Annotated in this window: 26 protein-coding genes; 22 read left to right on the top strand and 4 right to left on the bottom strand. The window is 34.8% G+C overall.

Translation table 11 applies throughout. The annotated features are described in order from the left end of the window. Positions 1-19: 19 nt before the first annotated feature. From BC962_RS00860 to BC962_RS00790, 15 genes are all read left to right on the top strand, one after another. Positions 20-433: a Na+/H+ antiporter subunit B gene (locus tag BC962_RS00860; RefSeq protein WP_121344049.1), complete on the top strand. Its 414-nt coding sequence runs from the start codon at positions 20-22 to the stop codon at positions 431-433. Between the two features lie 3 nt (positions 434-436). Continuing rightward, complete coding sequence (locus tag BC962_RS00855; protein ID WP_121344048.1) at positions 437-790, top strand: Na+/H+ antiporter subunit C; 354 nt, start codon at positions 437-439, stop codon at positions 788-790. After that, entirely contained in the window at positions 787-2,319 is a 1,533-nt protein-coding gene (locus tag BC962_RS00850) for a proton-conducting transporter transmembrane domain-containing protein (RefSeq protein WP_121344047.1), read from the top strand. The genes BC962_RS00855 and BC962_RS00850 overlap by 4 nt, the downstream gene beginning before the upstream one ends. Continuing rightward, positions 2,309-2,785, top strand: coding sequence for a Na+/H+ antiporter subunit E (locus tag BC962_RS00845; protein WP_121344046.1), 477 nt, complete (start codon positions 2,309-2,311; stop codon positions 2,783-2,785). Before BC962_RS00850 ends, BC962_RS00845 begins: the two co-directional genes overlap by 11 nt. Then, the gene (locus tag BC962_RS00840; protein WP_121344045.1) at positions 2,782-3,054 is read left to right on the top strand and encodes a cation:proton antiporter; all 273 of its coding nucleotides are present in this window, start codon (positions 2,782-2,784) and stop codon (positions 3,052-3,054) included. The genes BC962_RS00845 and BC962_RS00840 overlap by 4 nt, the downstream gene beginning before the upstream one ends. Continuing rightward, a complete protein-coding gene (gene mnhG, locus BC962_RS00835; RefSeq protein ID WP_121344044.1) occupies positions 3,051-3,470 on the top strand; it encodes a monovalent cation/H(+) antiporter subunit G in 420 nt (139 codons plus the stop codon). Before BC962_RS00840 ends, mnhG begins: the two co-directional genes overlap by 4 nt. A gap of 185 nt (positions 3,471-3,655) precedes the next feature. Further along, entirely contained in the window at positions 3,656-4,819 is a 1,164-nt protein-coding gene (locus BC962_RS00830) for an aminotransferase class I/II-fold pyridoxal phosphate-dependent enzyme (protein ID WP_121344043.1), read from the top strand. Further along, positions 4,816-5,232: a putative signal transducing protein gene (locus tag BC962_RS00825; RefSeq protein ID WP_121344042.1), complete on the top strand. Its 417-nt coding sequence runs from the start codon at positions 4,816-4,818 to the stop codon at positions 5,230-5,232. The genes BC962_RS00830 and BC962_RS00825 overlap by 4 nt, the downstream gene beginning before the upstream one ends. Beyond that, positions 5,225-5,848 (top strand): dethiobiotin synthase, encoded by a 624-nt coding sequence (gene bioD / locus BC962_RS00820; protein WP_121344041.1) that lies wholly within the window; start codon positions 5,225-5,227, stop codon positions 5,846-5,848. Before BC962_RS00825 ends, bioD begins: the two co-directional genes overlap by 8 nt. A 22-nt stretch (positions 5,849-5,870) precedes the next feature. Beyond that, entirely contained in the window at positions 5,871-7,136 is a 1,266-nt protein-coding gene (gene bioA / locus BC962_RS00815; protein WP_121344040.1) for an adenosylmethionine--8-amino-7-oxononanoate transaminase, read from the top strand. A 60-nt stretch (positions 7,137-7,196) separates the two neighbouring features. After that, on the top strand, positions 7,197-7,790 hold the full coding sequence (locus BC962_RS00810) for an SET domain-containing protein (protein ID WP_121344039.1): 594 nt from the start codon (positions 7,197-7,199) through the stop codon (positions 7,788-7,790). Positions 7,791-7,878: 88 nt separating this feature from the next. Next, complete coding sequence (locus BC962_RS00805; RefSeq protein ID WP_121344038.1) at positions 7,879-9,033, top strand: beta-ketoacyl synthase N-terminal-like domain-containing protein; 1,155 nt, start codon at positions 7,879-7,881, stop codon at positions 9,031-9,033. A 98-nt stretch (positions 9,034-9,131) separates the two neighbouring features. Continuing rightward, entirely contained in the window at positions 9,132-10,223 is a 1,092-nt protein-coding gene (gene bioB / locus BC962_RS00800) for a biotin synthase BioB (RefSeq protein ID WP_121344037.1), read from the top strand. Positions 10,224-10,235: 12 nt separating this feature from the next. Beyond that, positions 10,236-11,129: a cupin-like domain-containing protein gene (locus BC962_RS00795; RefSeq protein WP_121344036.1), complete on the top strand. Its 894-nt coding sequence runs from the start codon at positions 10,236-10,238 to the stop codon at positions 11,127-11,129. After that, complete coding sequence (locus BC962_RS00790; RefSeq protein ID WP_121344035.1) at positions 11,101-11,982, top strand: cupin-like domain-containing protein; 882 nt, start codon at positions 11,101-11,103, stop codon at positions 11,980-11,982. Before BC962_RS00795 ends, BC962_RS00790 begins: the two co-directional genes overlap by 29 nt. Here the strand turns inward: BC962_RS00790 and BC962_RS00785 are convergent. The 4 genes from BC962_RS00785 to BC962_RS00770 all read right to left on the bottom strand — a co-directional run bounded on the left by BC962_RS00785 (position 11,972) and on the right by BC962_RS00770 (position 15,148). Then, on the bottom strand, positions 11,972-12,454 hold the full coding sequence (locus BC962_RS00785; RefSeq protein WP_121344034.1) for a regulatory protein RecX: 483 nt from the start codon (positions 12,452-12,454) through the stop codon (positions 11,972-11,974). The two genes, BC962_RS00790 and BC962_RS00785, sit on opposite strands and share 11 nt — an antisense overlap. An 8-nt stretch (positions 12,455-12,462) precedes the next feature. Further along, positions 12,463-12,879 (bottom strand): ExbD/TolR family protein, encoded by a 417-nt coding sequence (locus tag BC962_RS00780; protein WP_121344033.1) that lies wholly within the window; start codon positions 12,877-12,879, stop codon positions 12,463-12,465. Positions 12,880-13,002: 123 nt separating this feature from the next. Then, on the bottom strand, positions 13,003-14,541 hold the full coding sequence (locus BC962_RS00775) for an Rne/Rng family ribonuclease (RefSeq protein WP_121344032.1): 1,539 nt from the start codon (positions 14,539-14,541) through the stop codon (positions 13,003-13,005). A 295-nt stretch (positions 14,542-14,836) separates the two neighbouring features. After that, a complete protein-coding gene (locus BC962_RS00770; protein WP_261376885.1) occupies positions 14,837-15,148 on the bottom strand; it encodes an HU family DNA-binding protein in 312 nt (103 codons plus the stop codon). Positions 15,149-15,271: 123 nt separating this feature from the next. Between BC962_RS00770 and mutY the strand changes: the two genes are divergently transcribed. The 7 genes from mutY to BC962_RS00735 all read left to right on the top strand — a co-directional run bounded on the left by mutY (position 15,272) and on the right by BC962_RS00735 (position 24,326). Next, positions 15,272-16,321, top strand: a complete 1,050-nt coding sequence (mutY, locus tag BC962_RS00765; protein WP_121344030.1) for an A/G-specific adenine glycosylase — start codon at positions 15,272-15,274, stop codon at positions 16,319-16,321. Between the two features lie 112 nt (positions 16,322-16,433). Further along, on the top strand, positions 16,434-16,892 hold the full coding sequence (locus tag BC962_RS00760; RefSeq protein WP_121344029.1) for a single-stranded DNA-binding protein: 459 nt from the start codon (positions 16,434-16,436) through the stop codon (positions 16,890-16,892). A 21-nt stretch (positions 16,893-16,913) separates the two neighbouring features. Continuing rightward, positions 16,914-18,251, top strand: coding sequence for a gliding motility-associated protein GldE (locus tag BC962_RS00755; RefSeq protein ID WP_121344028.1), 1,338 nt, complete (start codon positions 16,914-16,916; stop codon positions 18,249-18,251). Positions 18,252-18,299: 48 nt separating this feature from the next. Beyond that, positions 18,300-18,860 carry a gliding motility lipoprotein GldD gene (gene gldD / locus BC962_RS00750; protein ID WP_121344027.1) on the top strand — a complete coding sequence of 187 codons (561 nt, stop codon included), beginning with the start codon at positions 18,300-18,302 and terminating at the stop codon, positions 18,858-18,860. Between the two features lie 126 nt (positions 18,861-18,986). Next, positions 18,987-21,947, top strand: coding sequence for a SusC/RagA family TonB-linked outer membrane protein (locus BC962_RS00745; protein ID WP_121344026.1), 2,961 nt, complete (start codon positions 18,987-18,989; stop codon positions 21,945-21,947). 12 nt (positions 21,948-21,959) lie between these two features. After that, positions 21,960-23,288 carry a RagB/SusD family nutrient uptake outer membrane protein gene (locus BC962_RS00740; RefSeq protein ID WP_121344025.1) on the top strand — a complete coding sequence of 443 codons (1,329 nt, stop codon included), beginning with the start codon at positions 21,960-21,962 and terminating at the stop codon, positions 23,286-23,288. 129 nt (positions 23,289-23,417) lie between these two features. After that, a complete protein-coding gene (locus BC962_RS00735; protein WP_121344024.1) occupies positions 23,418-24,326 on the top strand; it encodes a DMT family transporter in 909 nt (302 codons plus the stop codon). Positions 24,327-24,340 lie beyond the last annotated feature (14 nt).

Below are 24,340 nucleotides of genomic sequence, written 5' to 3'. Positions count from 1 at the left end.
TAATTAAAAACGATTAAAGATGAAAACAATAATTTTAAGAACGGCATCTACCTACCTGTTACCGGTATTGCTGTTGTTTTCAATATTTATACTTTTAAGAGGACATTATTCTCCAGGAGGAGGATTTGTAGGCGGATTAATTGCATCTATCGCTTTTGTTCTACATTCATTTGCTAGAGGTTTAGATAATACAAAAGAATTACTTAGAATACATCCCGGTTTTTTAATGCCAGTAGGTTTAGCATTGGCTTTTTTAGCTGGAGTAACGCCCGTGTTGTTTTTCGATTTGCCATTTATGACAGGATTATGGTATCCGGAGCATTTACCTGTCTTAGGTTCATTAGGTACAGCATTATTCTTTGACCTTGGAGTTTACTTGGTAGTTGTTGGGGTAACTTTAACTATAATATTTACAATTTCAGAATCTGCTTAAACTATGGAAATACTTTTAGCGATAATGATCGGAGTTTTATATGCAGCAGGTATCTACATGATTTTACGTAGAAGTCTGGTTAAGTTAATACTCGGAATAATAATTTTAGGGAATGGAGCAAATTTGCTCATATTTCTACTTGGAAGAGTAGTAAAAGGAAGTCCCCCAATTATACCTGCAGATTCAGATGTATTTCAATCTGTATATGCCGATCCTGTTCCACAGGCACTTATATTAACGGCAATTGTAATTAGTTTTGGATTGCAATCTTTTGCTATTATTTTGGTGAAAAGAGCTTATAAAGTGGTTAAAACAGACGATTTAGATGAAATGAACGCAATAGATAAAGATTCATGACACAACAGTTAGTATTATATCCCCTATTGCTTCAAATGTTTTTAAGCATCCTTTTGATGTTTTGTTGGAGAAAGATCTCGTGGCAACGCGTGATAAGTATTGTAGGAAGCATCATTAGTGTTGGGGTTTCTATTTGGTTATTCAGTTATATCTGGGAAAATGGAACACAAATCGTTCTCGCAGGAAATTGGAAACCGCCATTCGGAATTATATTCGTTGCAGATACACTTTCGGCCACATTAGTATTGTTAACAGCGATCTCGGGGCTTGCAGTAGCGAGTTTCTCATCGGCTTCTGTGGTTGCAGCCAGATTAAAATTTGGTTATTTTCCTATCTTTCATTTCCTGCTTTTAGGTTTGAATGGAGCATTCTTAACAGGAGACATTTTCAATTTATATGTTTGGTTTGAGATCATAATAATTTCCTCTTTTGTACTTATTACTCTTGGTGGAGAAAAAGCACAATTGGAAGGTTCAGTAAAATATTTTACACTTAATATTTTGGCATCTATGATCTTTCTTACTGCTATTGCAGTATTGTATGGGTTAACAGGATCGCTAAATATGGCCGATCTGGCCTTAAAAGTTGCAGCAATAGAGAATCGAGGATTGGTGGAGATCACTGCGATATTATTTCTGGTCGCCTTCGGAATTAAGGCTGCTGTATTTCCTCTTTACTTTTGGTTGCCAGATTCCTATCATACCCCGCCATCTGCAGTCGCGGCAATTTTTGGAGGCTTATTAACCAAAGTTGGGGTCTATGCCCTTATTAGGGTTTTTACTTTGATATTTGTGGGGGACATGTTCTTAGAAAATATCATATTAATAATTGCGGTACTCACACTGTTTAGTGGAGGCCTTGGGGCATTAGTACAGAATAACCTTAGAAAAGTATTTTCATATTTAATTATATGTCATATTGGTTATATGATAGCAGGTTTAGGTTTGTTTACTGAAGTTGCCATAGCAGGAACAATATTTTATTTAATCCATGACATCATAGTAAAGACGAATCTTTTTATGGTGGGAGGATTGATTTTTAGAATACGAGGAACAAATAGCATTCGAAACTTAGGAGGCTTGTATGCAGATCATCCAATGTTAAGTTTGTTAATAGCGATCCCGTTATTCTCATTAGTGGGAGTGCCCCCTTTGTCTGGGTTCTGGCCAAAAATTTCTTTGATTATCGCTGCCTTCGAATCGGAGCAATGGTGGGTTGTAGGAGCGATCATTTTTGCCAGTTTAATTACACTTATTGTTATTGCGAAAGTTTGGGCAAGCGTTATTTGGAAAGAAAAGAAAGAATTACCGGTAAGATTGAATTTTAGATATTTTGATAAGTTAAAAACTATTAGAAAGGCTCAAATGATTGCACCTATGATATTTTTATCATTGGTATCTTTGTATATTGGATTTGGAGCAGAGCATATACAGCAAGTGTCTTCTCGGGTTGCTGGTGAACTGATGGATAATACGCAATATATTGAAGCAGTACTGGGAAAAGAACAAATTATAGATCATGAAGAATAGATTTTTATCCAACATAATTTTAATGGGTATTTGGGTAGCTCTTACGGGAGATTTTACCTTCGCTAATTATTTGTTCGGATTTGCATTTAGTTTCTTCACCATGAGAATGATCACTACAGGATCTGGAAATGCAAAATATTTCAAGATCCTACCAAAGGTGATCGCGTTTGTATTCTTCTTTTTATATGAACTTATAAAAGCGAATGTGCAAGTGGCATACGAGGTAATGACACCTCATTATAACATGAGTCCTGGAATTGTGAAAATTCCGCTTTCAGCAAAGACGAATGTAGAGATCACTCTTCTTGCAAATATGATAACACTAACTCCTGGAACTCTTAGTTTAGATGTTTCAGATGATCGCAAAGTATTGTATGTGCATTCTATGTATATAACTTCAAGAGAGAAATTTATAGATAGTATCAAGAACGGATTTGAAAAACGTATACTAGAGATATTAAGATGACATTACACGAGTTTATATTTTACATCGTAACTCCTATTCTATCAATTTCGGTATTGCTTATTCTATATAGGTTTTTAAAAGGCCCGAGTATTGTAGACAGGATTATAGCTTTAGATCTAATTATAACTACAGGAATTGGGTTTATTGCCGCATATAGTATACTAACCAATAGGCCATCTTTTTTAGATGTTGCAATGATCTTGGCGCTAATCGCATTTTTAGGCACTGTAGCCTTTTCGTATTATATTCAAAAAAGAAACAAAAAATGACAGATATTTTTGTTGCAATATTTTCCCTTTCCGGCGCTATATTTATTCTGTTAGCAAGTATAGGATTAATTAGAATGCCAGATTCCTACCTAAGGATTTCTGTTACTACTAAGGCAGCGACTTTGGGCATAGGATTATTGCTTTTAGCAGCAGCAATACATTTTCAGGATTTTTCTATTACTACGAGAGTCCTGGCTATTATTCTTTTTATTCTCCTTACCGCTCCTATAAGTGGACATTTAATTGGAAGAGCTAGTTATTTTTCTGGCGTGAAATTGTGGAAGCATTCTATTATGGACGATATGGATGGAAAATACCATAAAGCCACTCAGGAATTAAAAAGTGAAGATGTAGAGGAGTTAAAGAAGCTCGATAAAATTGAAAAAAAATTGGTCAAGAAAAAGAATTCTAAATAAACCAGATCTTTTTAATTTAGTTCTCTTTTTTTCTTCTGAATACCTTTTCGTTTAAAAACCCAAAAAGAATAGTTTATTGTGATAATTATCACACAAACCACTGCTAATTCTTTAAGCGTTTCTAAAGTTGCCAAACATCCATCGACAGCAGTAAGTTAGATTTTTGAATGTCGTAATTTAGCACGATGCATAAATTCCCTTTAAAATTAGAGAAAAGCCTTGAGAAAAGAAAGCAGCAAAATGCTTTCAGAGAGCTGGGATCTTCAAATAATTTAATAGATTTTGCTTCTAATGATTATTTAGGATTTGCAGCAAATTCAGAATTATATTTTAAGACCCAGAAGATTTTGGAGGAATGTAATATAGTCCAAAATGGGGCAACTGGATCGAGGTTGCTTTCTGGAAATCATAAATTATATCCACTAGCTGAAGAGCAAATAGCCAATTTTCATAAAGCTGAATCTGCTTTGATATTTAATTCTGGTTACGACGCGAATATTGGATTTTTCTCTGCAGTTCCACAAAAAGGAGACCTCATTTTATACGATGAATTTGTACACGCTTCTATTAGAGATGGCATAAAAATGAGCAACGCAAAAGCTTATAAATTCAAACATAATGACCTTGAAGATCTAAAGAAAAGATTGAATTTGGTTGCTTCAGAAAAAAACTCTGATATATATATTGTTACAGAATCCGTATTTTCTATGGATGGAGATAGCCCGGATCTTAAAGCTTTCGCAAATTTTGCCGAAACGGGAAATTATCAATTGGTGATAGATGAAGCCCATGCGGTAGGAGTATCGGGAAATACAGGAACAGGGCTGGTTCAGGATTTAGGATTAGAGAGAATGGTGTTTGCCAGAATTGTCACTTTTGGAAAAGCACTTGGTGTGCATGGGGCTGTTATTTTAGGGAGCGAGCTTTTAAAACAATTTTTAGTGAATTTTAGTAGAAGTTTTATTTATACCACCGCGCTTTCCCCGCATTCTATTGCCGCAATTATCGCTTCTTATGAGGGATTAAACAAATTCGATTTCAATGAAATTAATTCAGAATTAAAAAGTCTTCAGGAGAACATCTTGTTTTTTAAAAATGAAGTAAGTAGACTAGAGCTTCAGAGCTTCTTCATATCTAGCGAATCTGCAATTCATTCTTGTATTGCTTCTGGGAATGATGAAGTTAAAAGTATTGCGACTCAAATTCAGAATAAAGGATTTAATGTAAAACCTATTTTAAGTCCTACCGTTCCAAAAGGTTTAGAGCGTCTTAGGTTTTGTTTACACAGTTACAATACTAAAGAGGAGATTAAGGATCTTCTTGAACTATTAGCTACTTTTATAAAATGAAAGAAACCTTCTCTAAAATTGCCGTATTTCAATATTCATCTGAAGCGCAAATAATCAAATCTAGGTTGGAAGCAGAAGGGATTGAAGTTTTTTTATACGATCAATTTACGGTAGATACAGATCCTTTGGTAAGTAATGCTATTGGAGGAGTAAAACTGAAGGTTTGGCAGGAAGACGAGAGTAAAGCTTTGGAAATTTTAAGCAGCATAAGTGATTATTCTCTAGATGAAAATGGGCAAGAAATTGAGTGTCCAGTTTGTGGAAGCTTAAAAGTGGAGCTTTTTACGAATGTTAGAGGAATTAAATCTATGTTCTTTTTCCTATTCTCATTTTTAACCGCTGCCTTGCCAATATATACACGTTACGAATACAGGTGCGAAACCTGTAAACATAAATTTAATTTAAATGAATAATACTTTTTTTATAACCGGTATCGGGACAGATGTTGGTAAAACAATTACCGCAGCTATTATTACTGAATCTTTAAAAGCAGACTATTGGAAGCCAATTCAGGCAGGAGATCTAGAGAATAGTGATTCCATAAAGCTTGAAAGTCTAATTTCTAATGAGGAAACTTTTTTCTACCCTGAAGGAGTTAAATTAAATTCTCCTATGAGTCCGCATGCGGCTGCAGAAATAGATGGAATTAATCTAATAGCTAAAAAGATAAAACGTTCCCAAACCTCCAAAGATCTTGTTATTGAGGGAGCAGGTGGTTTATTAGTGCCAATAAATTCGAAAGAAACCATTGCAGATCTTATTCTTCCTACAGATAAGATCATTCTAGTTTCAAGGCATTATTTAGGGAGTATTAATCACACCTTACTTACTATTGAAGTGCTAAAAAGTAAAGGATTCCACATCGCTGGGATTATTTTTAACGGAGATGAAAATAAGAGTACTGAAAATGTGATCTTGGAAATGACGGGAATTAAATTTATTGGAAGAATAGATAATGAACCTTATTTCGATAGAAACGTGATCAAGGAATATGCAGATCTATTCCGTGATAATTTTAATGCACTTTAAAAAATCTCCAAAGTATTAAGAAATGACATTATCTGAAAGAGACAAAAAACATCTTTGGCATCCATTAACTCAGCATAAAACTTCACTAGACACCCTTGCAATTATTAAAGCTGAAGGTGTGAAACTCTGGGATGAGAATGGGAAAGAATATATAGATGGGATTTCCAGTTGGTACACTTGCATGTATGGACATTGCAATGCCTACATTACAAATAAAGTTGCTGCACAAATGCAAAAACTGGATCAGGTGGTTTTTAGCGGATTTACACATGAGCCTGCGATACAACTTTCTGAAGAGTTAATTAAGATCTTACCTACAAATCAAGAAAAATTATTTTTTAGCGATAATGGTTCTACTTCTACGGAAATAGGAATTAAGATGGCTTTACAATATCATTTTAACCTAGGAAATGAGAGAAAGGTAATGTTAGCTTTTGAAGAAGGCTTCCATGGAGACACTTTTGGAGCCATGTCTGTTTCGGGACTTTCGGTATACAACGGCGCTTTCGAACATCATTTTTTGGAAGTGGTTCGTATTCCTGTTCCTACTGGTGAAAATAATTTGGATGTTCTTCAGAAGTTAGAGGAGTTAATAGAACAGCACGCACTTGCAGGCTTTATATATGAGCCTTTAGTACAAGGTGCTGCAGGAATGAAAATGCATGATGCAGCTGGCTTAAACGCCATCTTGAAAATTTGCCGAGAACATGAAATTATTACCATAGCAGATGAGGTCATGACAGGCTTTGGGAAAACAGGAAAGAATTTCGCTTCAGAATATTTAGAAGAACAGCCAGATATTATCTGTATGTCTAAAGCTTTAACTGCCGGACTTTTGCCTATGGCGATCACTTCTTGCTCCATGAAGGTCTATAACGCATTTTATGATAATGACATTGCAAAAGGTTTGTTTCATGGTCATACTTATACTGCAAACCCGTTGTCTTGTACTGCAGCTTTGGCTGGAATAGACTTATTGAATTCAGAAGAAATCCAACAAAATATTCAGCAGGTTATACAGTCACATTCTAATTTCCTAAAGGAGATCAAAGATCATCCAAAAGTGATGAATTCAAGACAATTGGGAGTTATTTTAGCTTTTGAACTGAATGTGGAAATGGAGCGCTACGGGAATCTAAGGAATAAACTTTTTAAGCATTTCATGGAAAGTGGAGTCTTTTTAAGACCTCTTGGTAATACCATTTATATCTTGGCACCTTATGTTATCTCGAAAAAAGAGTTGCAAAAAATCTACGATTCTATCCTTGCTGCCTTAGAGATTTTTTAACTATTTTTTGAAATATTTGAGTAGTTATTATTCCTAAATTCGTTTAGTTATAATCACACTATGATACATCCAGACACAGAGGTAAAATTTATAAGTGAAGAAATTGGGTACGGAATTGTAGCCACAAAACTAATCCCTGAAGGCACCATAACTTGGGTTCAGGATGAACTGGATCAAGTATATACACCAGAGCAAGTAGCCGAAATGTTACCCTATACACAGGAGATGATAGATAAGTTCACCTTTAGAAACAATAAAGGAAATTTCGTGATGTGTTGGGACACGGCAAAATATGTAAATCATAGTTTTAATTCCAACTGCATTTCTACGGCATACGATTTTGAAATCGCTATTCGCGATATTCAGGTGGGTGAAGAACTAACCGATGATTATGGGTATTTAAATGTGAGTGAGGCTTTTAAAGCAAAAGATGAAGGCTCCCCTAGAACCACTGTTTATCCAGACGATCTTTTAAATTTTCATAAGGAATGGGATACTAAATTAGCAAGTTCTTTTAAAAAACTGAATAAAACTCCACAGCCTCTGGAAAGACTTTTATCTCAGAATATTAGATCTATAGTGAAGCAGGTTTTAAAGGGGGAGAAAGAATTAGATTCTATATTGAAACTTTATTATTCTGAAAAAGTGAAGTAAGTACATTACTTAATTTTTCCATTAACTTTAAGAGAATAAACTTACATAAATCTTTTCAAGACCCTATTTTTGCTGAAAATTAGAAGAATTGAAGAATCCTGTTTATATTAATTCCATCGCTTCCATTTCTCCACTAGGAACTTCAAGAGAAGAGATCTGGAATAATTATAAAACCGATGAGCATTTTATAGAAAAACAAGATTTTTCTGGCAGTGATGCTTTCGCTGCAACTTTAACCTCCAAACAAAAAAAGGAAGTAGAGGCATTAAGAAATTCTGAATCCAGATTTAAAAGTTTAGATAACTCCGTATTATTTTCTATTTTTTCAGCTAGAAGCGCATTTAAAGAAGCTGGCTGGACAAAGGAGGATACGGTGGGAATAAATATTGGTAGCTCTCGCGGTGCAACTCAACTTTTTGAAAAGCATCATAAAGAATTTATACAAAATGGAAAGGTTGAGGTTTTAGCTTCTCCAAGTACCACTTTGGGAAATATTTCCTCTTGGGTGGCGCAAGACCTTAGAACTTCTGGTCCAGACATCTCGCATAGCGTAACTTGTTCTACTGGCTTACATGCTGTTTTAAATGGCGTGGTTTGGCTTCAATCTGGATTCGCGGAGAAGTTTATGGTAGGAGGAAGTGAGGCTGCTCTAACCCCTTTTACGATCGCGCAGATGAAAGCGATGAAGATCTATGCCACAAAAGATCAGAAATATCCATGCCAAGCCTTAAATATGGAAAAAATACGCAATACAATGGTGCTGGGAGAAGCAGCAGGAGTGGCTTGTATCTCTAATAATGCTGAAAATAGCCTTGCTAAGATCTCCGGTATTGGATATGCTACGGAAGAATTAAAACACTCGGTCTCCATATCAGCAAATGGCACTTGTTTTCAGAAATCTATGAAAATGGCGATTAAAGATTTAGCATTGAGTGAAATAGATGCGGTTGTAATGCATGCTCCAGGAACAATCAAGGGAGATGAAGCAGAAATCTATGCAATAAAAGAGGTTTTTGGAAACGAACTACCAGCCTTGACTTCTAATAAATGGAAGATTGGTCATACATTTGGAGCCTCAGGGATCTTGAGTATGGAATTGGCCATTTTAATGTTACAGCATAATGAGTTCATACCAGTTCCATTTTCAAGCATAAGTAAAGCACCAAAAAGATTGAAAAATATCCTAGTAAATGCCGTTGGCTTTGGTGGGAATGCTGTTTCAATATTAATAACAAAAACTTAATTAATTCGGACTAACTTCTGTTAGCCAGATAAAAACTTTTAAAAGTAACTAACTAAGAAAGCTTAGTTTTAGCTATTTTTGATTTCAAATCTATTTTCATGACTATCAAACACGACTGGACCAAGGAAGAAATTCTTGAAATATATAACAAACCCTTTATGGATTTGCTTTACGAAGCAGCTTCTATACATAGAGAAAATCACGATCCAAATGTAGTTCAGGTTTCTACCTTACTTTCCATAAAAACAGGAGGATGCCCAGAAGATTGTGGGTATTGCCCGCAAGCAGCAAGATATCATACCGATATTAAAGGGAATGATCTTATGAGTGTGAACCAAGTGAAAGCTCAGGCTTTAAGAGCAAAGGCTTCGGGAAGTTCCCGAGTTTGTATGGGTGCAGCTTGGAGAAATGTGAAAGATGGCGAGGAATTCGATTCTGTTTTAGAAATGGTAAGAACCATCAATAAACTAGAAATGGAAGTTTGTTGTACGTTGGGAATGATCACTGAAAACCAGGCGCAGCGTTTAGCAGAAGCTGGACTGTATGCCTATAATCATAACTTAGATTCTTCAGAAGAATATTATAAAGAAGTTATTTCTACAAGAGGGTATCAGGATAGATTAGATACTATTGGAAACGTTAGAAAAACCAATGTTACAGTTTGTAGTGGTGGGATTATTGGGATGGGAGAGTCTAACGACGATCGCGCAGGAATGTTAGTTGCATTGGCAACTTTGAGTCCGCAGCCAGAATCTGTGCCAATAAATGCTCTTGTTCCAGTAGAAGGTACGCCTTTAGAAGAGCAAGCCCCAGTTTCTATTTGGGACATGGTAAGAATGGTTGCTACAACTAGAATTGTAATGCCAGAGACCCAAGTAAGACTTTCTGCAGGAAGAACACAAATGAGTAGAGAAGGACAAGCAATGTGTTTCTTTGCAGGTGCCAACTCTATTTTTGCTGGAGATAAATTATTAACTACACCAAACCCAGATGTTGGTGAGGATATGGAAATGTTTAAAGCATTAGGGCTTCAACCACAAAAACCATTTGTAAAGAAATCACAACCGGAAAGTGTAGAAGCTACAGAATCTAAATTCCAGAACCTTGGAGAAAAACCTAAATGGTCCAGACCGAGTCATAAAATTGAAAGAAATCTAGAAGCTCAGAAGAAATCTAAAACCAGTTTATAATTCCCTTATAATGTGCAGCTCAACTTAAAACCCATACCACGAGTTAAAGCGATAGATAAGGATACTTTTTTAAATGAGTATTTTTTTCCGCAGCAACCTTTAGTTATGGAAAATTTAAGCAAAGATTGGCCTGCAACAAAGAAATGGGATTTCGAGTATTTTCGAAGTAAAGCTGGAGGGATCGTTGTGCCATTATATGACGGAACTCCAGCTAGGGGAAATGAAAAAAGTCATAAGCCTGCTAGAAAGATCAAAATGTCCGGATATATAGACATTTTAAAGGCTGGTCCAACAGATCTTAGGATGTTCTTTTTTAATTTGCTTCAGAATTGCCCAGACCTATTAAAAGATTTTAAGTATCCTGAAATTGGCGTTAAATTCTTTAAAAAACTTCCGGTGCTATTTGTAGGTGGGGAAGGAGCAAAGGTTTTAATGCATTATGATATGGATCTAGCTAATAATTTTCATTTCAATTTCGCAGGGACCAAGAAGTTTATTCTTTATCCGCCTTCAGAAACTAAAAATCTTTACAAGGTGCCTTATTCTATTGTAAGTATGGAAGCAATAGATATGGATGATCCAGATTTTAAAATTTACCCAGCTTTGGCAAAAGCAAAAGGTTATGAGGTTCTCTTAAAACATGGAGATACCTTGTTTATTCCAAGTAAGTGGTGGCATTTTGTTAAATATGAAACTCCTTGCTTATCTTTAACCCTTAGATCGTTACCAACGAAGCCAGCTAAAATTTTAGAGGTATTGAAAAATGTAATTTTAATTAGAAATTACGACAATCTAATGCGGAAAATTAAGGGCCAGAAATGGATAGACTATAAAAACACACGTGCAGTAGAGAATACGCATAAAAATGCAGGAATTGATGATGAGAGAAAGACTTCAGTTAGTTGAAATACCACGAGTAAAGAATATTTCTAAGGCAGATTTTTTAGAGAGATATGTGAAACCGCAAAAACCTGTGGTTATAGAGCATTTAATAGAAGATTGGCCTGCCTATAAAAAATGGTCGTTGGAATATATAGAGGAAGTTGCAGGTGAAAAAATAGTGCCTTTGTATGATGACAGACCAATAAGTTCTGAGTATAAATTCAACGAGCCACATTTAAAGATGAAGATGAGCGAATATATTGCGCTCTTAAAATCTAAACCCACTAATTACAGGATCTTTTTGTATCATTTAATGAAAGAGGTACCTGCCTTGCAAAAAGACTTTAAATTCCCAGATATGGGACTGCGTTTTTTAAAGCAGTTGCCTATGTTATTTTTTGGAGGAGAAAATTCTAAGGTTTTTATGCACTATGATATAGATTTTGCTAACATCCTTCATTTTCAATTCCACGGAAAGAAACAATGCATCTTGTATCCTCCTTCACAAAGTAAATTCCTTTATAAAGTTCCACATGCTTTGATCTCCAGAGAAGACATCGATTTTTCTAATCCAGATTTTGAAAAATTCCCGGCTTTAAAAGAAGCAGAGGGCTATGTTACTCAACTTAATCACGGAGAGACCTTATATATGCCTGAGGGTTATTGGCATCAAATGACCTATTTGACCCCGGGATTCTCTATGAGTTTACGTGCGACTTCCAGAAATATCACTAATTTTTCTAAGGCAGTTTATAATCTGGCATTCATGCGCTATTTTGACAATTATATGCGGAAATTAAGAGGCCAGAAATGGATAGATTACAAGAATGAGCAAGCTATAGTAAATACACATAAAAAGAACAATATTAAAACTTAAGTTGTTCTGTTACTTCCAAAATTATAGGAAATTCGTAACCTTTTTGATGTAAAAATGAGATTAGTTTTTGTTTCTTTTTATAGGAGTTTGCTTCTTTTATAAGCGGTAATTTCTTTTCTGCCAATTCGTTTAAAGTCGAATAATATTCTGAAGGATCTATTTCTGTAAAAGCAATTTTAATAAGAGGTGCAGAGATCTCGCGTTGTTTTAACTCCTGCTTGATCTTGATTCTCCCCCATTTTTTAATTCTGAATTTACCCCGAACAAAACTACGGGCAAAGCGTTCCTCATTCAAGAAATTCTCTCGCATTAATTGTATAGTGATCTGCTCACATGCTTCGGGAATCATTCTCATTTCCCTTAATTTTTCTTGAACTTCCTTTTGAGATCTATCTCTATAAGCACAAAACTGCATTAGTTTTATTGTGGCTTCTTTTATGGTGTAGGATTTCTCTGAGGCATTGGCTTTCATAAAAGATTCTAGTTAATTCTTAATGCTTTTAAATTGAGTTTATTTAATTTATCTATCCAATCGGAGCCATCTAGTTTATTTGCGTTTAAATCTAGGAGATATTTTTGAGTATGGGTATTTATGGGTTGGTAGGCTTTGAGAAGTAATTGATCTACATCCATAATAATTCCATGACGCAAACTTCCATCGGCAAATATCCTATAAGTAACTCCTTCGTATTTGTTTGCGGGCGTATTCCTAACTAATTTTTTAATAGTTTGGTCTATTTCAACCTTTTTCGTCAGAGTTTCTTCAATATAAATATTCTTGTTTGCATCTATTAAAATGTTGACGATCAAATTTTTAGGTAGTTTCTCATTACTTTGGGCAAAACTAGAGAAGCAAGCGCTTATTAGGAGAATAAGAAGAAGTTTATTAAATTTCATTTAGTTTAATTTTTTCCGGAAAGATAGGAAAAGAAAATACTGTTTAAAATTTAGCTTATGGATTTTGAAACTTAAACATAAAAAAACCGCCTATCAAATAAATGATAGGCGGTTTTCAAAATTTTAGTCTAAAACTTCCCCGTTTTTGTCGTGAAAGTGATATTCCATGTACGTGTAAGCGTCTCTTGGTAAAATTTTTACCCAGCGCTTATGGTCAAAAAACCATTGGGAGCGGGGTGATGGAAAGCCTCTGGTTAAAAAGGCTGCAATAAATGGATGCGCACTTAAGGTGATTTTTTTATGATTCTTCTTAATCAGCCTTTCTAGGTCGGTTTTTATTTTATCAATAACTATAATAGGAGCCTCAATCTCTCCTACTCCGTTCGGGTTTTCTTCACGGGTCTTGATGTTAGTTTCCGGCCTAACGCGTTGTCTTGTAATTTGTATTAACCCAAACTTACTTGGGGGTAATATTTTGTGTTTAGCACGATCATCGCTCATTTCTTCGCGTAAATGATCATAGAGTGCTTTTCTGTTTTCGGCCTTATTCATGTCTATAAAGTCGACCACAATAATTCCACCCATATCACGTAATCGCAATTGTCGGGCTATTTCTGTGGCGCTTATAAGATTTACTTCTAAGGCTGTCTCTTCCTGGTTTTTAGCTTTATTGGAACGGTTTCCACTATTCACGTCTATAACGTGCATGGCTTCTGTGTGTTCAATAATCAGGTAAGCTCCTTTGCTCATCGATACGGTGCGACCAAAGGAAGTTTTTATTTGTCTTTCGATACCGAATTTTTCAAAAATTGGAACATTGGACTGATACAGCTTAACTATAGATTCTTTGTTGGGAGCAATTTCTGCTACATAATCTTTTAGTTGAGTATAAAGTTCTTCATCGTCTACCATGATAGAGGTGAAGGAATCGTTAAAGATATCTCTCAAAATGGAGGATGCCCTATTTAATTCTCCCAATACCTTGGAGGGATGTGGTGCTTTATACAGCTTTTTACACATTGCTGTCCAGCGACTCATTAAATTCTGAAGATCTCTGTCTAGCTCTGCTACTTTTTTGCCTTCTGCTACGGTTCTAACAATTACACCAAACCCTTTAGGTTTAATGCTTTTTACCAATCTTTTAAGTCTGTCTTTTTCCTCTTTACTTTCAATTTTTTGAGAAACTGAAACTCTATTGGAAAAAGGGACTAATACAATATACCGGCCTGGTAAAGAAAGCTCAGAGCTTATCCTTGGGCCTTTTGTAGAGATTGGTTCTTTCATTACTTGAACCAGTAACGACTGATTTGATTTTAGGACTTCAGCAACGCTTCCGTCTTTATCAATATCTTGTTCAAAAGTAAAATTCTGTAAAGAATAATCTTTTAATTTACCTGTGCTTACACGTTTTACGAATTTTAACAAAGTGAGGACTTGAGGTCCAAGATCATGATAGTGTAAAAAACCATCTTTTGTGTAGCCAACATTTACAAATGCAGCATTTAATCCTGGAACAGCTTTCCTGATCTTGGCAATAAAAATATCGCCTACAGCAAAGTTGCTATCGTCTTCTTCTTTGTTTAATTCGACTAGTTTTCCATCTTTAATTAAGGCAAAATCTATAGCAGAGGAACCTGATCTAATAATCAATTCTTTGTCCACTCTTTTAGATTTTTATCCCGGAAATCGGGATGGATTAAACAATAAATTTTCACAGGGTATTAAGCCTGAAGAAACCGGAATTTAAATAATGATCAAATTCGGTTTCAATTTCAAAGAACGTTTTTTACTAAAAAAAAAGTAGTGAAAACACTACTTTTTCTTATGGCGGTTAGCTCTACTTCTCTTTTTACGCTTGTGAGTAGCTACCTTATGTCTTTTTCTTTTTTTACCACTTGGCATAGTGTACTTTTTTTAAATTAATAATAATATACTATCAAACTCCCTATTACAGGAATTATTCTTTTACTTCAACATTAGTTTTAACACCATCTACAAAAACACGAGCAGGTTTAAATGCAGGGATATTGTGAGCTGGAATCTTTATTGTAGTATTCTTAGAGATGTTTCTACCAGTTTTTTCAGCTCTTGTTTTAATAACAAAACTTCCAAATCCTCTTAAGTAAACATTATCTCCACTTTCTAAAGAAGTCTTTACTTCTTCCATAAATGTTTCAACAGTAGCTTGTACATCACCTTTTTCCATTCCTAACTTCTCGGAAATCTTCGCTACGATATCTGCTTTCGTCATTTTCGTACTATTTAAAATTATAATTGGGGTTCTTAATTTTCAAGGGGGCAAATATAAGAATTAAATCTCCAATATTTCAATCCTAATTCATTAAATAGTAACCAAATAAAGAATTATTATTGCAGCCAAACAATGACATTCATGATTTTTCATAAAATACTGATTAATTGGTACTTAGGTAATAAAAGAGATTTGCCTTGGAGAAAAATTAATGATCCTTATCGCATTTGGCTGAGTGAAATCATGCTTCAGCAAACAAGAATAGAGCAAGGTTTACCTTATTATTTAGCGTTTACAGAGGCATTTCCTACAGTTTTCGACTTGGCAAATGCTTCACAAGATGAAGTTCTTAAATTGTGGCAAGGTTTGGGTTATTACTCTAGAGCCAGAAATCTACATGAAACTGCGAAGTTAGTTTCAGAAGAACTAGGAGGTAAATTTCCAGATAATTACAAAGATCTATTAAAACTGAAAGGTATTGGAGACTATACTGCCAGCGCTATTGCATCTATTTGTTACAATGAAGTTACTCCTGTAGTAGATGGAAATGTATATAGAGTGTTGGCTAGATATTTTGATGTTGATACTCCAATTAATAGTAGCGCTGGGCAAAAAGAGTTTAAAGCTTTGGCTGCCGAATTAATAGATGAGGAAAATCCTGCAATTTATAACCAAGCGATCATGGATTTTGGCGCTTTGCAATGTAAACCTCAGAACCCGCTATGCGAAACCTGTCCGCTTTCTAATAGCTGCTTGGCTTTAAAAAACAATAAAATCTCGCTGCTACCCGTTAAGTTGAAGAAAGCAAAGATTAAAAAGAGATACTTTAATTACTTGGTTTTTCTTTCAGAAGAAAATGAAACTATCCTTGAACAAAGACTGGGAAAAGGTATTTGGGAAGGCTTGTATCAATTCCCATTATTGGAGTCTAAGTCTTTAATTGATACAGAAGTTTTAGTTACCGACTCACATTATTTCTCTGTGGGCGCAGATCATCAGCAAAAGATCAGTTTATATAATGAGACACCTATAGTTCATAAATTATCACATCAGCATATTTACACTCGATTTTGGATCGTTGAAAAAGGGGAATTAAATGGGGATACAATTCCTTTGTCCAAAATTGAAGAGTATCCTGTTCCTGTCTTGATCGCCAATTTCATCAATGAATTTGAACTAAGCGACTATTAACTTCAAATTCAAAAGATTTTAAAGTAGGAATATTGATATGAATAAGTGGGCATACTAAATAAATTTCTTTATTTTTAAATTATAAAATTTGCTAAATATTAAATAGAATATAATGACGGGTACACTTAATAAAGTAATGCTGATTGGGCATACAGGGGACGATGTGAAAATGCATTATTTTGAAGGAGGCGGGGCTATTGGACGTTTCCCATTAGCTACTAATGAAGTTTACACAAATAAGTCTACCGGGCAACGTGTGGAAAATACAGAGTGGCATAATATAGTAGTACGAAATAAGGCCGCAGAAATCTGTGAGAAATACCTTAAAAAAGGGGATAAGGTGTATGTTGAAGGCAGGTTGAAAAGCAGAAAATGGACAGATGATAAAGGAATCGAGAGATATTCGGTTGAAATTCAATGTACAGATTTCACATTTTTGACTCCTAAGAATGAAACTGCAGCAAATCCAGCACAAAATTCAGCTTCAGCAAAACCCGATTCCAATACTAAAAATGATACTTTTGCCAATCAAACTAAAGGCAATGAAGAAGAAGATGATTTGCCTTTCTAAGTCTAACTAAAACATAAGCATTTGGATCCAGATCCTCCCAGTTTAATTTTATCGTTTATAACACTAGAATTTTCGCAGGTATTAAGTCTTATTATACTTGTTGCACTATTAATTTGCTCTGCACTTATATCTGGTGCAGAGGTTGCTTTTTTCTCTCTTACACCTTCAGATTTTCTTGGAGAGACCGGTAAAAGAACAAATGCTCAAAAAATCGTTACAAGACTACTAGAGAAGCCTAAGAAATTGCTGGCTACTATTTTAGTGGCTAATAACACTATAAACATTGCTATAGTGTTACTATTTGATACAGTAACAGATGAGTTCTTTGGGAATATGAATGCTGTTTTCTTGGGGATAAATTTCAAGTTTATTATTGAAGTTGGAATTGTAACCTTTCTTATTTTGCTTTTTGGCGAGATCTTGCCGAAAGTTTATGCAAGTAGAAATAATGTGAAATTCAGTAATTTAATGGCTTATCCATTAAATGTTTTAGACTTTTTAATTTCACCGCTTAGCACTCCTATGAGAGCAGTGACCATTTATATTCATGATAAACTAGGAAAGCAAAAAGGGTTTTTAAGTGTAGATCATCTTTCGCAAGCATTAGAAATGACAAGAGATGAAGATACTACCCATGAAGAGCAGAAAATTTTAAGAGGGATTGTTTCTTTTGGAAATACCGACACCAAGCAGGTAATGCGCCCAAGAATGGATATTTTTGCTTTAAAAGAGAGCCAAACTTATAAGGAGATTATTCCAGAAATAGTTAGTAATGGGTTTTCTAGGATTCCTGTTTATAAGGAAAATATAGATCAGGTAAGCGGTATTCTATATGTGAAAGATCTTTTGCCATTTTTAGATCGAAAAGATTTTGAATGGACCTCACTATTGCGAGAACCTTATTTTATTCCTGAAAACAAAAAATTGGATGATCTCTTAAACGAGTTTAAGGATAAAAAAATTCATTTGGCGATCGTTGTAGATGAATATGGAGGAACCAGTGGATTAGTATCTCTTGAAGATATAATTGAAGAAATTGTAGGTGATATTAGTGATGAATTTGATGATGAAGATCTTGTTTTCTCTAAGTTAGATGAATCTAATTTTATATTTGAAGGTAAGACTCCTTTAAAGGATTTTTATAAGATCATAAAATTGGATGATTCTTCAAATTTTGAAGAAAACAAAGGGGAATCCGATACGCTTGCAGGCTTTTTGCTAGAGATCTCGGGAAGCTTTCCTAAGCGTAATGAAAAGATCATTTTTCAGAACTATCACTTTACAATAGAGGTGATAGACGATAAAAGAATAAAGCAGATCAAATTAAGTATTGAGTCAGAAAAATCTTCAGAAGATTAGACTTAGGTCTAAATATTAATACTCATAATTTGTTTCACAATTTTCAAGATGAAAAGAATAAGTATCATATTATTAATTCTCTCGGTTTTTATTTCATGTAAAGATGAAGTGCTTCCTAAACCGAAAGCATTCTTGAGTCTTGAATTTCCTGCCGCCAACTACGTAGAAACAAATTTAGATTGCCCATATAGTTTTGAGATTAATTCTATGGCAAGCATTGTAAGATCAAAAGGCTCAGTACCTTGTTGGATAAATCTTAATTATCCAAAACTGAATGCTTCTGTTTTTATTACTTATCAGGAAGTTCACAATAACCTAGATTCTTTATTGATGGACTCTCAAAAGCTACCTTTACAACACACTATTAAAGCAGATTTTATAGAAGGAGATGTTTATGTGAATCCAGAACATAAAACCTATGGAATGTTTTATGAAATAGATGGAGATGCTGCTTCTCAAGCGCAATTTTATGTTACAGATAGTGTTAAACACTTTATGACAGGCTCTCTATATTTTAATCAAAAACCTAATTTTGATTCTATAATGCCTGCAGCTTCCTACATTAAATCTGATATAAAAAGATTAATGGAATCCTTAAAATGGAACTAGGGTTTACGCTAAGCCTTTATTTTTCAGTGTTTTAACATTTTAAATGGTTTTTTTTATTTAATTTAACTTTTCCTTGAATCTTCTATTTGACCATGTTTTTGGCATTTATTAATTAAAACCAAAATTATGAGGCACAACCAACTTTCTAGCATCAACTTGATGCTCTTTCTGTTTATTTTTCCAGTGGCGGTTTTCGCCCAAGAAACTTTAACAGGTAAAACAATTAATGAGTCGACGGGGGAAGCCGTTCCTTTTGTAAATGTTATTCAAAAAGGCACTTCCAATGGTACAACAAGTGATCTAGACGGAAATTTTTCGTTATCTGTTGAATCCTTACCTGCAACCTTAGTATTCTCGTATATAGGTTATGAAACTCAGGAGCGAGTAGTCACCCAAAATTCACCTATTAATGTGAGTTTTGTTGAAGCAGCAGCTGCCTTAGATGAGGTAGTGGTAACTGGACTCGCTACGTCTATTAAAAGAACCAATTCTGCCAACGCAGTAGCTTCTATATCTGCAGAAGAACTAATTGGAACAACGCCACCGCCAACTTTGGATGGAGCTTTCTATGGTAAATTTGCAGGAGCTGTTGTGAATGCCAACTCTGGTGCACCAGGAGGTGGACTTTCTATAAAACTAAGAGGGGCTACTTCTATACAGGGAAATACGCAGCCTTTATATATTATAGATGGAGTTTATGTAGATAACTCTTCTATTGCAGCCGGACTTAATACAGTTTCTGCCGCGGCATCTGGAGGAAGTGCTTCTAATCAAGATAACCCAACAAATAGAATTGCAGATATCAATCCTGAAGATATTGCGAATATAGAGATACTTAAAGGAGCTTCTGCGGCAGCCATTTATGGTTCGGGAGCAGCAGCTGGTGTAGTAATTATCACCACAAAACGAGGGAAAGCTGGAGAAACAAAATTCAGGTTTTCGCAATCTATGGGTTGGACAGAGGCAATTAATCTTTTAGGAGTTAGAGATTATACAGAACAACGTGTTCTAGATAGTTTTGGCGAAGCAGATAGAGCTGCATATGTTGCAGCAAGAGATGCTGGAACACTTGTAGATTATGAAGATGAAATATACGGAGAGAAGGGATTAATTAATATTACCAACTTTAGTATGAGTGGTGGAAGTGAAAAAACCAGGTTTTTTGCGGGTGTGACTTACAATGATGAAGATGGGATCGTTAAAAATACTGGATATGAAAAAACTTCTCTGCGTTTAAACCTAGATCATACTCCAACCGATTTCCTGAAATTATCCTTGAGTTCAAATTTTATAAACTCTTCTTCAGACAGAGGTTTCTTTAATAATGACAATTCAGGAGCAACTATAGGGATCGCGTTAACAGCTACAAGACCCTGGGACGCATTATTTCCAAATGAGAACGGGATATATCCAGACCATCCAAATAACACCTCAAATCCATTGCAAACCCGAGATTTAGTTAAGAATAATGAAACGGTAAACAGAATTATCATGGGAGGTTCTGCAAACTTAGATATCTATAAAGCAGATAATTCTAACCTTGAGTTAATATTGAGAGGAGGACTTGATTATTACGGGCAGAAAACAAGGGCTCTATTTCCAAAAGCATTGCAGGGACAAAAGCTTATAAATGGTGGATTGAATGGGGTTTCTGTACAAGGAGATACCCAAAATAAAAACTACAATTTATCGGGTTTCTTAGTGCATAATTATTTTACAGATAGTAATATAAATTTTAGAACTCAATTAGGTATTACACGAGAATATTTCGATCAGAACACCGAACTTATAACTGCAACTGGTTTAGTTGCTTCAGAAACAAATGTAGATCAGGCTGCAAACACAGGGTCAGACCAAACAAGATTGTTACAGGAGAACTCAGGTATTTTTGCGCAAGAAGAGGTTAATTATAAAGATATGTTTATTGCCACTTTAGGGGTAAGGGGTGATAAATCTTCTAATAATGGAGACGCAACAGAGTTGTTTTATTATCCCAAAGCTTCTTTAGCGGTGAATTTAAATGAATTCGAATTTTGGAATAGCAATTCTATATGGAATCAGTTTAAACTTCGTGTAGCCTATGGAGAAGCAGGGAATTTCCCACCATTTGGCGCTTTATTCACCTCTTATGATGCTTTTTCAACAGATGGAGTATTGGGGATAAGTTTAGTAGGGATTCGTGGAGATGCAAATTTAAAATCTGAACGGCAAAAAGAATTAGAATTTGGTACAGATGTAAACTTTTTGAATGGAAGAATAGGTCTTTCAGCAACTTACTATGTAAAAACGGTTGATGATTTAATTTTACTTGCAGATCTAGAACCTTCAACAGGATTTACTAGACAATATGTTAATGCTGGGAGTTTAGAAAATAAGGGAATTGAGCTTTCTCTTGATACTAGACCTATAGTAACAGAGGATTTCCAATGGGATCTAGGAATTAATTTTTTCAAAAACAAATCTAAAATCACCGAGTTAAGAGTGCCGCCATTTAATCTTGGAGCTTTTGGTGCAGGTTTAGGTTCGTTTAGAATTGAAGAAGGCAAAAGTGCTACCCAAATAATTGGTTCATTTCCAGAAGGATTGAGAGTGGTTGGAGATGCAGAGCCAGACTTTCAGATGGCATTCAATAATAATTTAGAATACAAGAACTTCCAGTTTACGATGCTATGGCAATGGAAACAAGGCGGGGAAAATGTTAATTTAACTACTTTATTAACCGATTTAAACCAAACTAGTCATGATTTTGATGATTTTGGAGCTGACCCAGATGGCGAATTGCCAAATGGTCAATTTAGACCCGGAGCAAATGCAAGTGTGCATACAGAAGATGCATCTTATGTTCGATTAAGAGAGGTTGGATTGTACTACACCATTCAAAGTGAAACCCTAGAGGCAATTTTAAATGGTAGTATAAATAGTATTAAATTAGGATTTTCTGGAACCAACTTAATAAATATTTTCGATTATAATAGTTACGATCCAGAAGTGTCAAATTTTGGAGGAGGATCCATATTTACAGGGGTTGATGTCTTACCGTTCCCATCTTCAAAAAGGTTTTTATTTAACTTATCTGTAAACTTCTAAAAAACTAAAACTATGAAAACATATATAAATAAAATTCTATTGCTCAGTTTAGTAATTGTTTCTATCACTTCCTGTGAAGTGCAGGAATTTTCAGATTTAAATAATGCTGAGGTGGATGCTTTTGAAAATAATTTAAATAGAGGAGATTTGCAGGATTTAGTTGGAGGTATTTTGTATAGTTCCAGACTAAGATTGGGTACTTATTTTGATGATACCGGAGTTTTGGGACGTGAATATTATCGATTTTCAGCTTCAGATCCTCGATTTACAAGTGATATGCTTGGTAAAGAAGATCTAACATTAGATAATAATACATTTTATATTACCGCTCCTTGGGGTTCTAGATATAGAACTGTGAAAAACGCTAATTTAATTTTAGGCTTTTTAGAAGGTCAAGATCTTTCTGCACAATTTACAGAACAGGAAATAACAGCTACTAAAGGTTTTCTCAAAACATTTATCGGCTATGAATTACTTCTGAATTTGAATTTAACATACCAAAATGGAATTCGTGTAGATGTTGCAGATGAAAATAATTTAGGCCCATTTTTATCTTATGATGCTTCATTATCTGAGATTAGAACAATTTTAGAAGATGGGGCATCAGACCTTGAAAGTGGAGGTTCAGATTTCCCCTTTATCCTTTCTAATGGGTTTAATGGATTTGAATCACCTTCATCGTTCTTGAAATTTAATAAGGCTATTTCAGCTAGAGTTGCAGCTTATCAAGGAGATGATTCAGGAACTTTAGCCTTTTTAGAGGATTCTTTCTTAAACTTGAGTGGCGAGGATTTAGACACTGGGGTATATTACAATTTCTCATTAGACCCAAAAGATATTGTAAACCCATTATTTGTCTCTATAGATGGAATAACTTCTGCTAACTCAAGAGTTGCACAATCTTCTTTTGTTACAGATGCAGAGTCGGGTGATAATCGCTTAGGCAAGGTTGTAGAGTTGGATGCACCTCTTAGTCAGGACGGTCTTTCTGGAAACTATGCTGTTTTTAGATATACATCACTAATAGATAATATCCCGATTATAAGAAATGAGGAATTAATTCTTTTATACGCAGAAGCCAATATTACGCTTAATCCGGATGAAGCAGTGAATGCGCTGAATATAATTCGAGAAAGCGCAAATCTTAACCCTTACACCGGGCCTACAGATTCAGAATCTTTAATTGATGAAATGTTGAAGCAAAGGAGATATTCTCTTTATGCCGAAGGTCATCGATGGATAGATGTGAGAAGATATAATAGGTTAGATGAGCTACCTATAGATAGGGAGGGTGACGATGTGTTTACTCAATTCCCAATTCCTCTAACGGAGAATCAATAAAATAGGTTTAATAATTTAAAAGGTCTGAAATATGAATCTCTCATATTTCAGACCTTTTCTTTGTTTAGCATTTTAAGCTTGGGGGTTTTATAGTACTTTCGCGAGCTCTAATAATACTATATCTACCCTATGCCGCTAAAAAACCTTAAATGGATCTATTTGATCTTATTATCTTTAGTTTGGGGAAGTTCCTTCATTCTTATTAAAAAGGGACTTATAGGGCTTAGCGCATTACAACTAGGGTCTTTTAGAATAATTTTCGCTTCGTTATTTCTGGTGTTAATTGGCTTTAAAAGTATTAGTAAGCTTAGTATATCCCAATGGAAATGGATCTCAATTTCAGCATTTATAGGCTCTTTCTTCCCAGTATATCTTTTTGCATTTGCTGAAACTGAAATTGATAGTGCAGTGGCTTCTATTTTGAATGCTACCACACCATTAATGACCTTAATTTTTGGAGTCTTATTTTTTAAAATGGCTTTTACCCAGAATAAGGTATTAGGAGTTGTAATAGGATTACTTGGAACCCTGGGATTAATATTTAGTGGAGCACAGGTAAACCCAGATCAGAATTATCTTTATTCTGGTTTGGTAATAATTGCTGCAGCTTGTTATGCTTTAAATGTGAATATTATAAAGCGATATATGCATGGTATATCTGCCTTAGGAATAACTGCAGGGAACTTTTTGGTTTTACTCTTGCCATCTTTTGTAGTATTACTTCTAACAGGTTTCTCTTTTGAAGAAATATTTAGTAATGAAGTGATATCAACTTCAATAATTTACGTGCTAATATTAGGAGTAATAGGTACTGGAATTGCGATGGTGATCTTTAACCGACTTATTCAAATCTCAGATCCAGTGTTTTCAACTTCTGTAACTTACACTATTCCTTTAGTGGCATTAGGCTGGGGTTTTCTAGATGGAGAAGTATTTAGTGGATTTCAGCTAATATCTATGCTTATTATTTTACTGGGTGTTTTTCTGGTAAATAGATCGAAAAATTTATATACTAAAAACAAAAAAGCCGACCAATAATGGCCGGCTCTTTC

Source organism: Gillisia mitskevichiae (assembly GCF_003634585.1).
Classification (GTDB): Bacteria; Bacteroidota; Bacteroidia; order Flavobacteriales; family Flavobacteriaceae; genus Gillisia; species Gillisia mitskevichiae.
The sequence above is the reverse complement of the archived record's forward strand: the minus strand, read 5'-3'. Positions and strand labels throughout refer to the sequence as shown.

What these genes read in the sequence shown, in the direction of transcription:
- mutY (WP_121344030.1), top strand. Translation starts at nt 15,272, where the DNA reads ATGATTTTTCATAAAATACTGATTAATTGGTACTTAGGTAATAAAAGA.
- BC962_RS00740 (WP_121344025.1), top strand. Translation starts at nt 21,960, where the DNA reads ATGAAAACATATATAAATAAAATTCTATTGCTCAGTTTAGTAATTGTT.
- bioB (WP_121344037.1), top strand. Translation starts at nt 9,132, where the DNA reads ATGACTATCAAACACGACTGGACCAAGGAAGAAATTCTTGAAATATAT.
- BC962_RS00790 (WP_121344035.1), top strand. Translation starts at nt 11,101, where the DNA reads ATGATGAGAGAAAGACTTCAGTTAGTTGAAATACCACGAGTAAAGAAT.
- BC962_RS00860 (WP_121344049.1), top strand. Translation starts at nt 20, where the DNA reads ATGAAAACAATAATTTTAAGAACGGCATCTACCTACCTGTTACCGGTA.
- BC962_RS00760 (WP_121344029.1), top strand. Translation starts at nt 16,434, where the DNA reads ATGACGGGTACACTTAATAAAGTAATGCTGATTGGGCATACAGGGGAC.
- mnhG (WP_121344044.1), top strand. Translation starts at nt 3,051, where the DNA reads ATGACAGATATTTTTGTTGCAATATTTTCCCTTTCCGGCGCTATATTT.
- BC962_RS00785 (WP_121344034.1), bottom strand. Translation starts at nt 12,454, where the DNA reads ATGAAAGCCAATGCCTCAGAGAAATCCTACACCATAAAAGAAGCCACA.
- bioA (WP_121344040.1), top strand. Translation starts at nt 5,871, where the DNA reads ATGACATTATCTGAAAGAGACAAAAAACATCTTTGGCATCCATTAACT.
- bioD (WP_121344041.1), top strand. Translation starts at nt 5,225, where the DNA reads ATGAATAATACTTTTTTTATAACCGGTATCGGGACAGATGTTGGTAAA.
- BC962_RS00850 (WP_121344047.1), top strand. Translation starts at nt 787, where the DNA reads ATGACACAACAGTTAGTATTATATCCCCTATTGCTTCAAATGTTTTTA.
- BC962_RS00855 (WP_121344048.1), top strand. Translation starts at nt 437, where the DNA reads ATGGAAATACTTTTAGCGATAATGATCGGAGTTTTATATGCAGCAGGT.
- BC962_RS00735 (WP_121344024.1), top strand. Translation starts at nt 23,418, where the DNA reads ATGCCGCTAAAAAACCTTAAATGGATCTATTTGATCTTATTATCTTTA.
- gldD (WP_121344027.1), top strand. Translation starts at nt 18,300, where the DNA reads ATGAAAAGAATAAGTATCATATTATTAATTCTCTCGGTTTTTATTTCA.
- BC962_RS00780 (WP_121344033.1), bottom strand. Translation starts at nt 12,879, where the DNA reads ATGAAATTTAATAAACTTCTTCTTATTCTCCTAATAAGCGCTTGCTTC.
- BC962_RS00825 (WP_121344042.1), top strand. Translation starts at nt 4,816, where the DNA reads ATGAAAGAAACCTTCTCTAAAATTGCCGTATTTCAATATTCATCTGAA.
- BC962_RS00810 (WP_121344039.1), top strand. Translation starts at nt 7,197, where the DNA reads ATGATACATCCAGACACAGAGGTAAAATTTATAAGTGAAGAAATTGGG.
- BC962_RS00840 (WP_121344045.1), top strand. Translation starts at nt 2,782, where the DNA reads ATGACATTACACGAGTTTATATTTTACATCGTAACTCCTATTCTATCA.
- BC962_RS00830 (WP_121344043.1), top strand. Translation starts at nt 3,656, where the DNA reads ATGCATAAATTCCCTTTAAAATTAGAGAAAAGCCTTGAGAAAAGAAAG.
- BC962_RS00745 (WP_121344026.1), top strand. Translation starts at nt 18,987, where the DNA reads ATGAGGCACAACCAACTTTCTAGCATCAACTTGATGCTCTTTCTGTTT.
- BC962_RS00845 (WP_121344046.1), top strand. Translation starts at nt 2,309, where the DNA reads ATGAAGAATAGATTTTTATCCAACATAATTTTAATGGGTATTTGGGTA.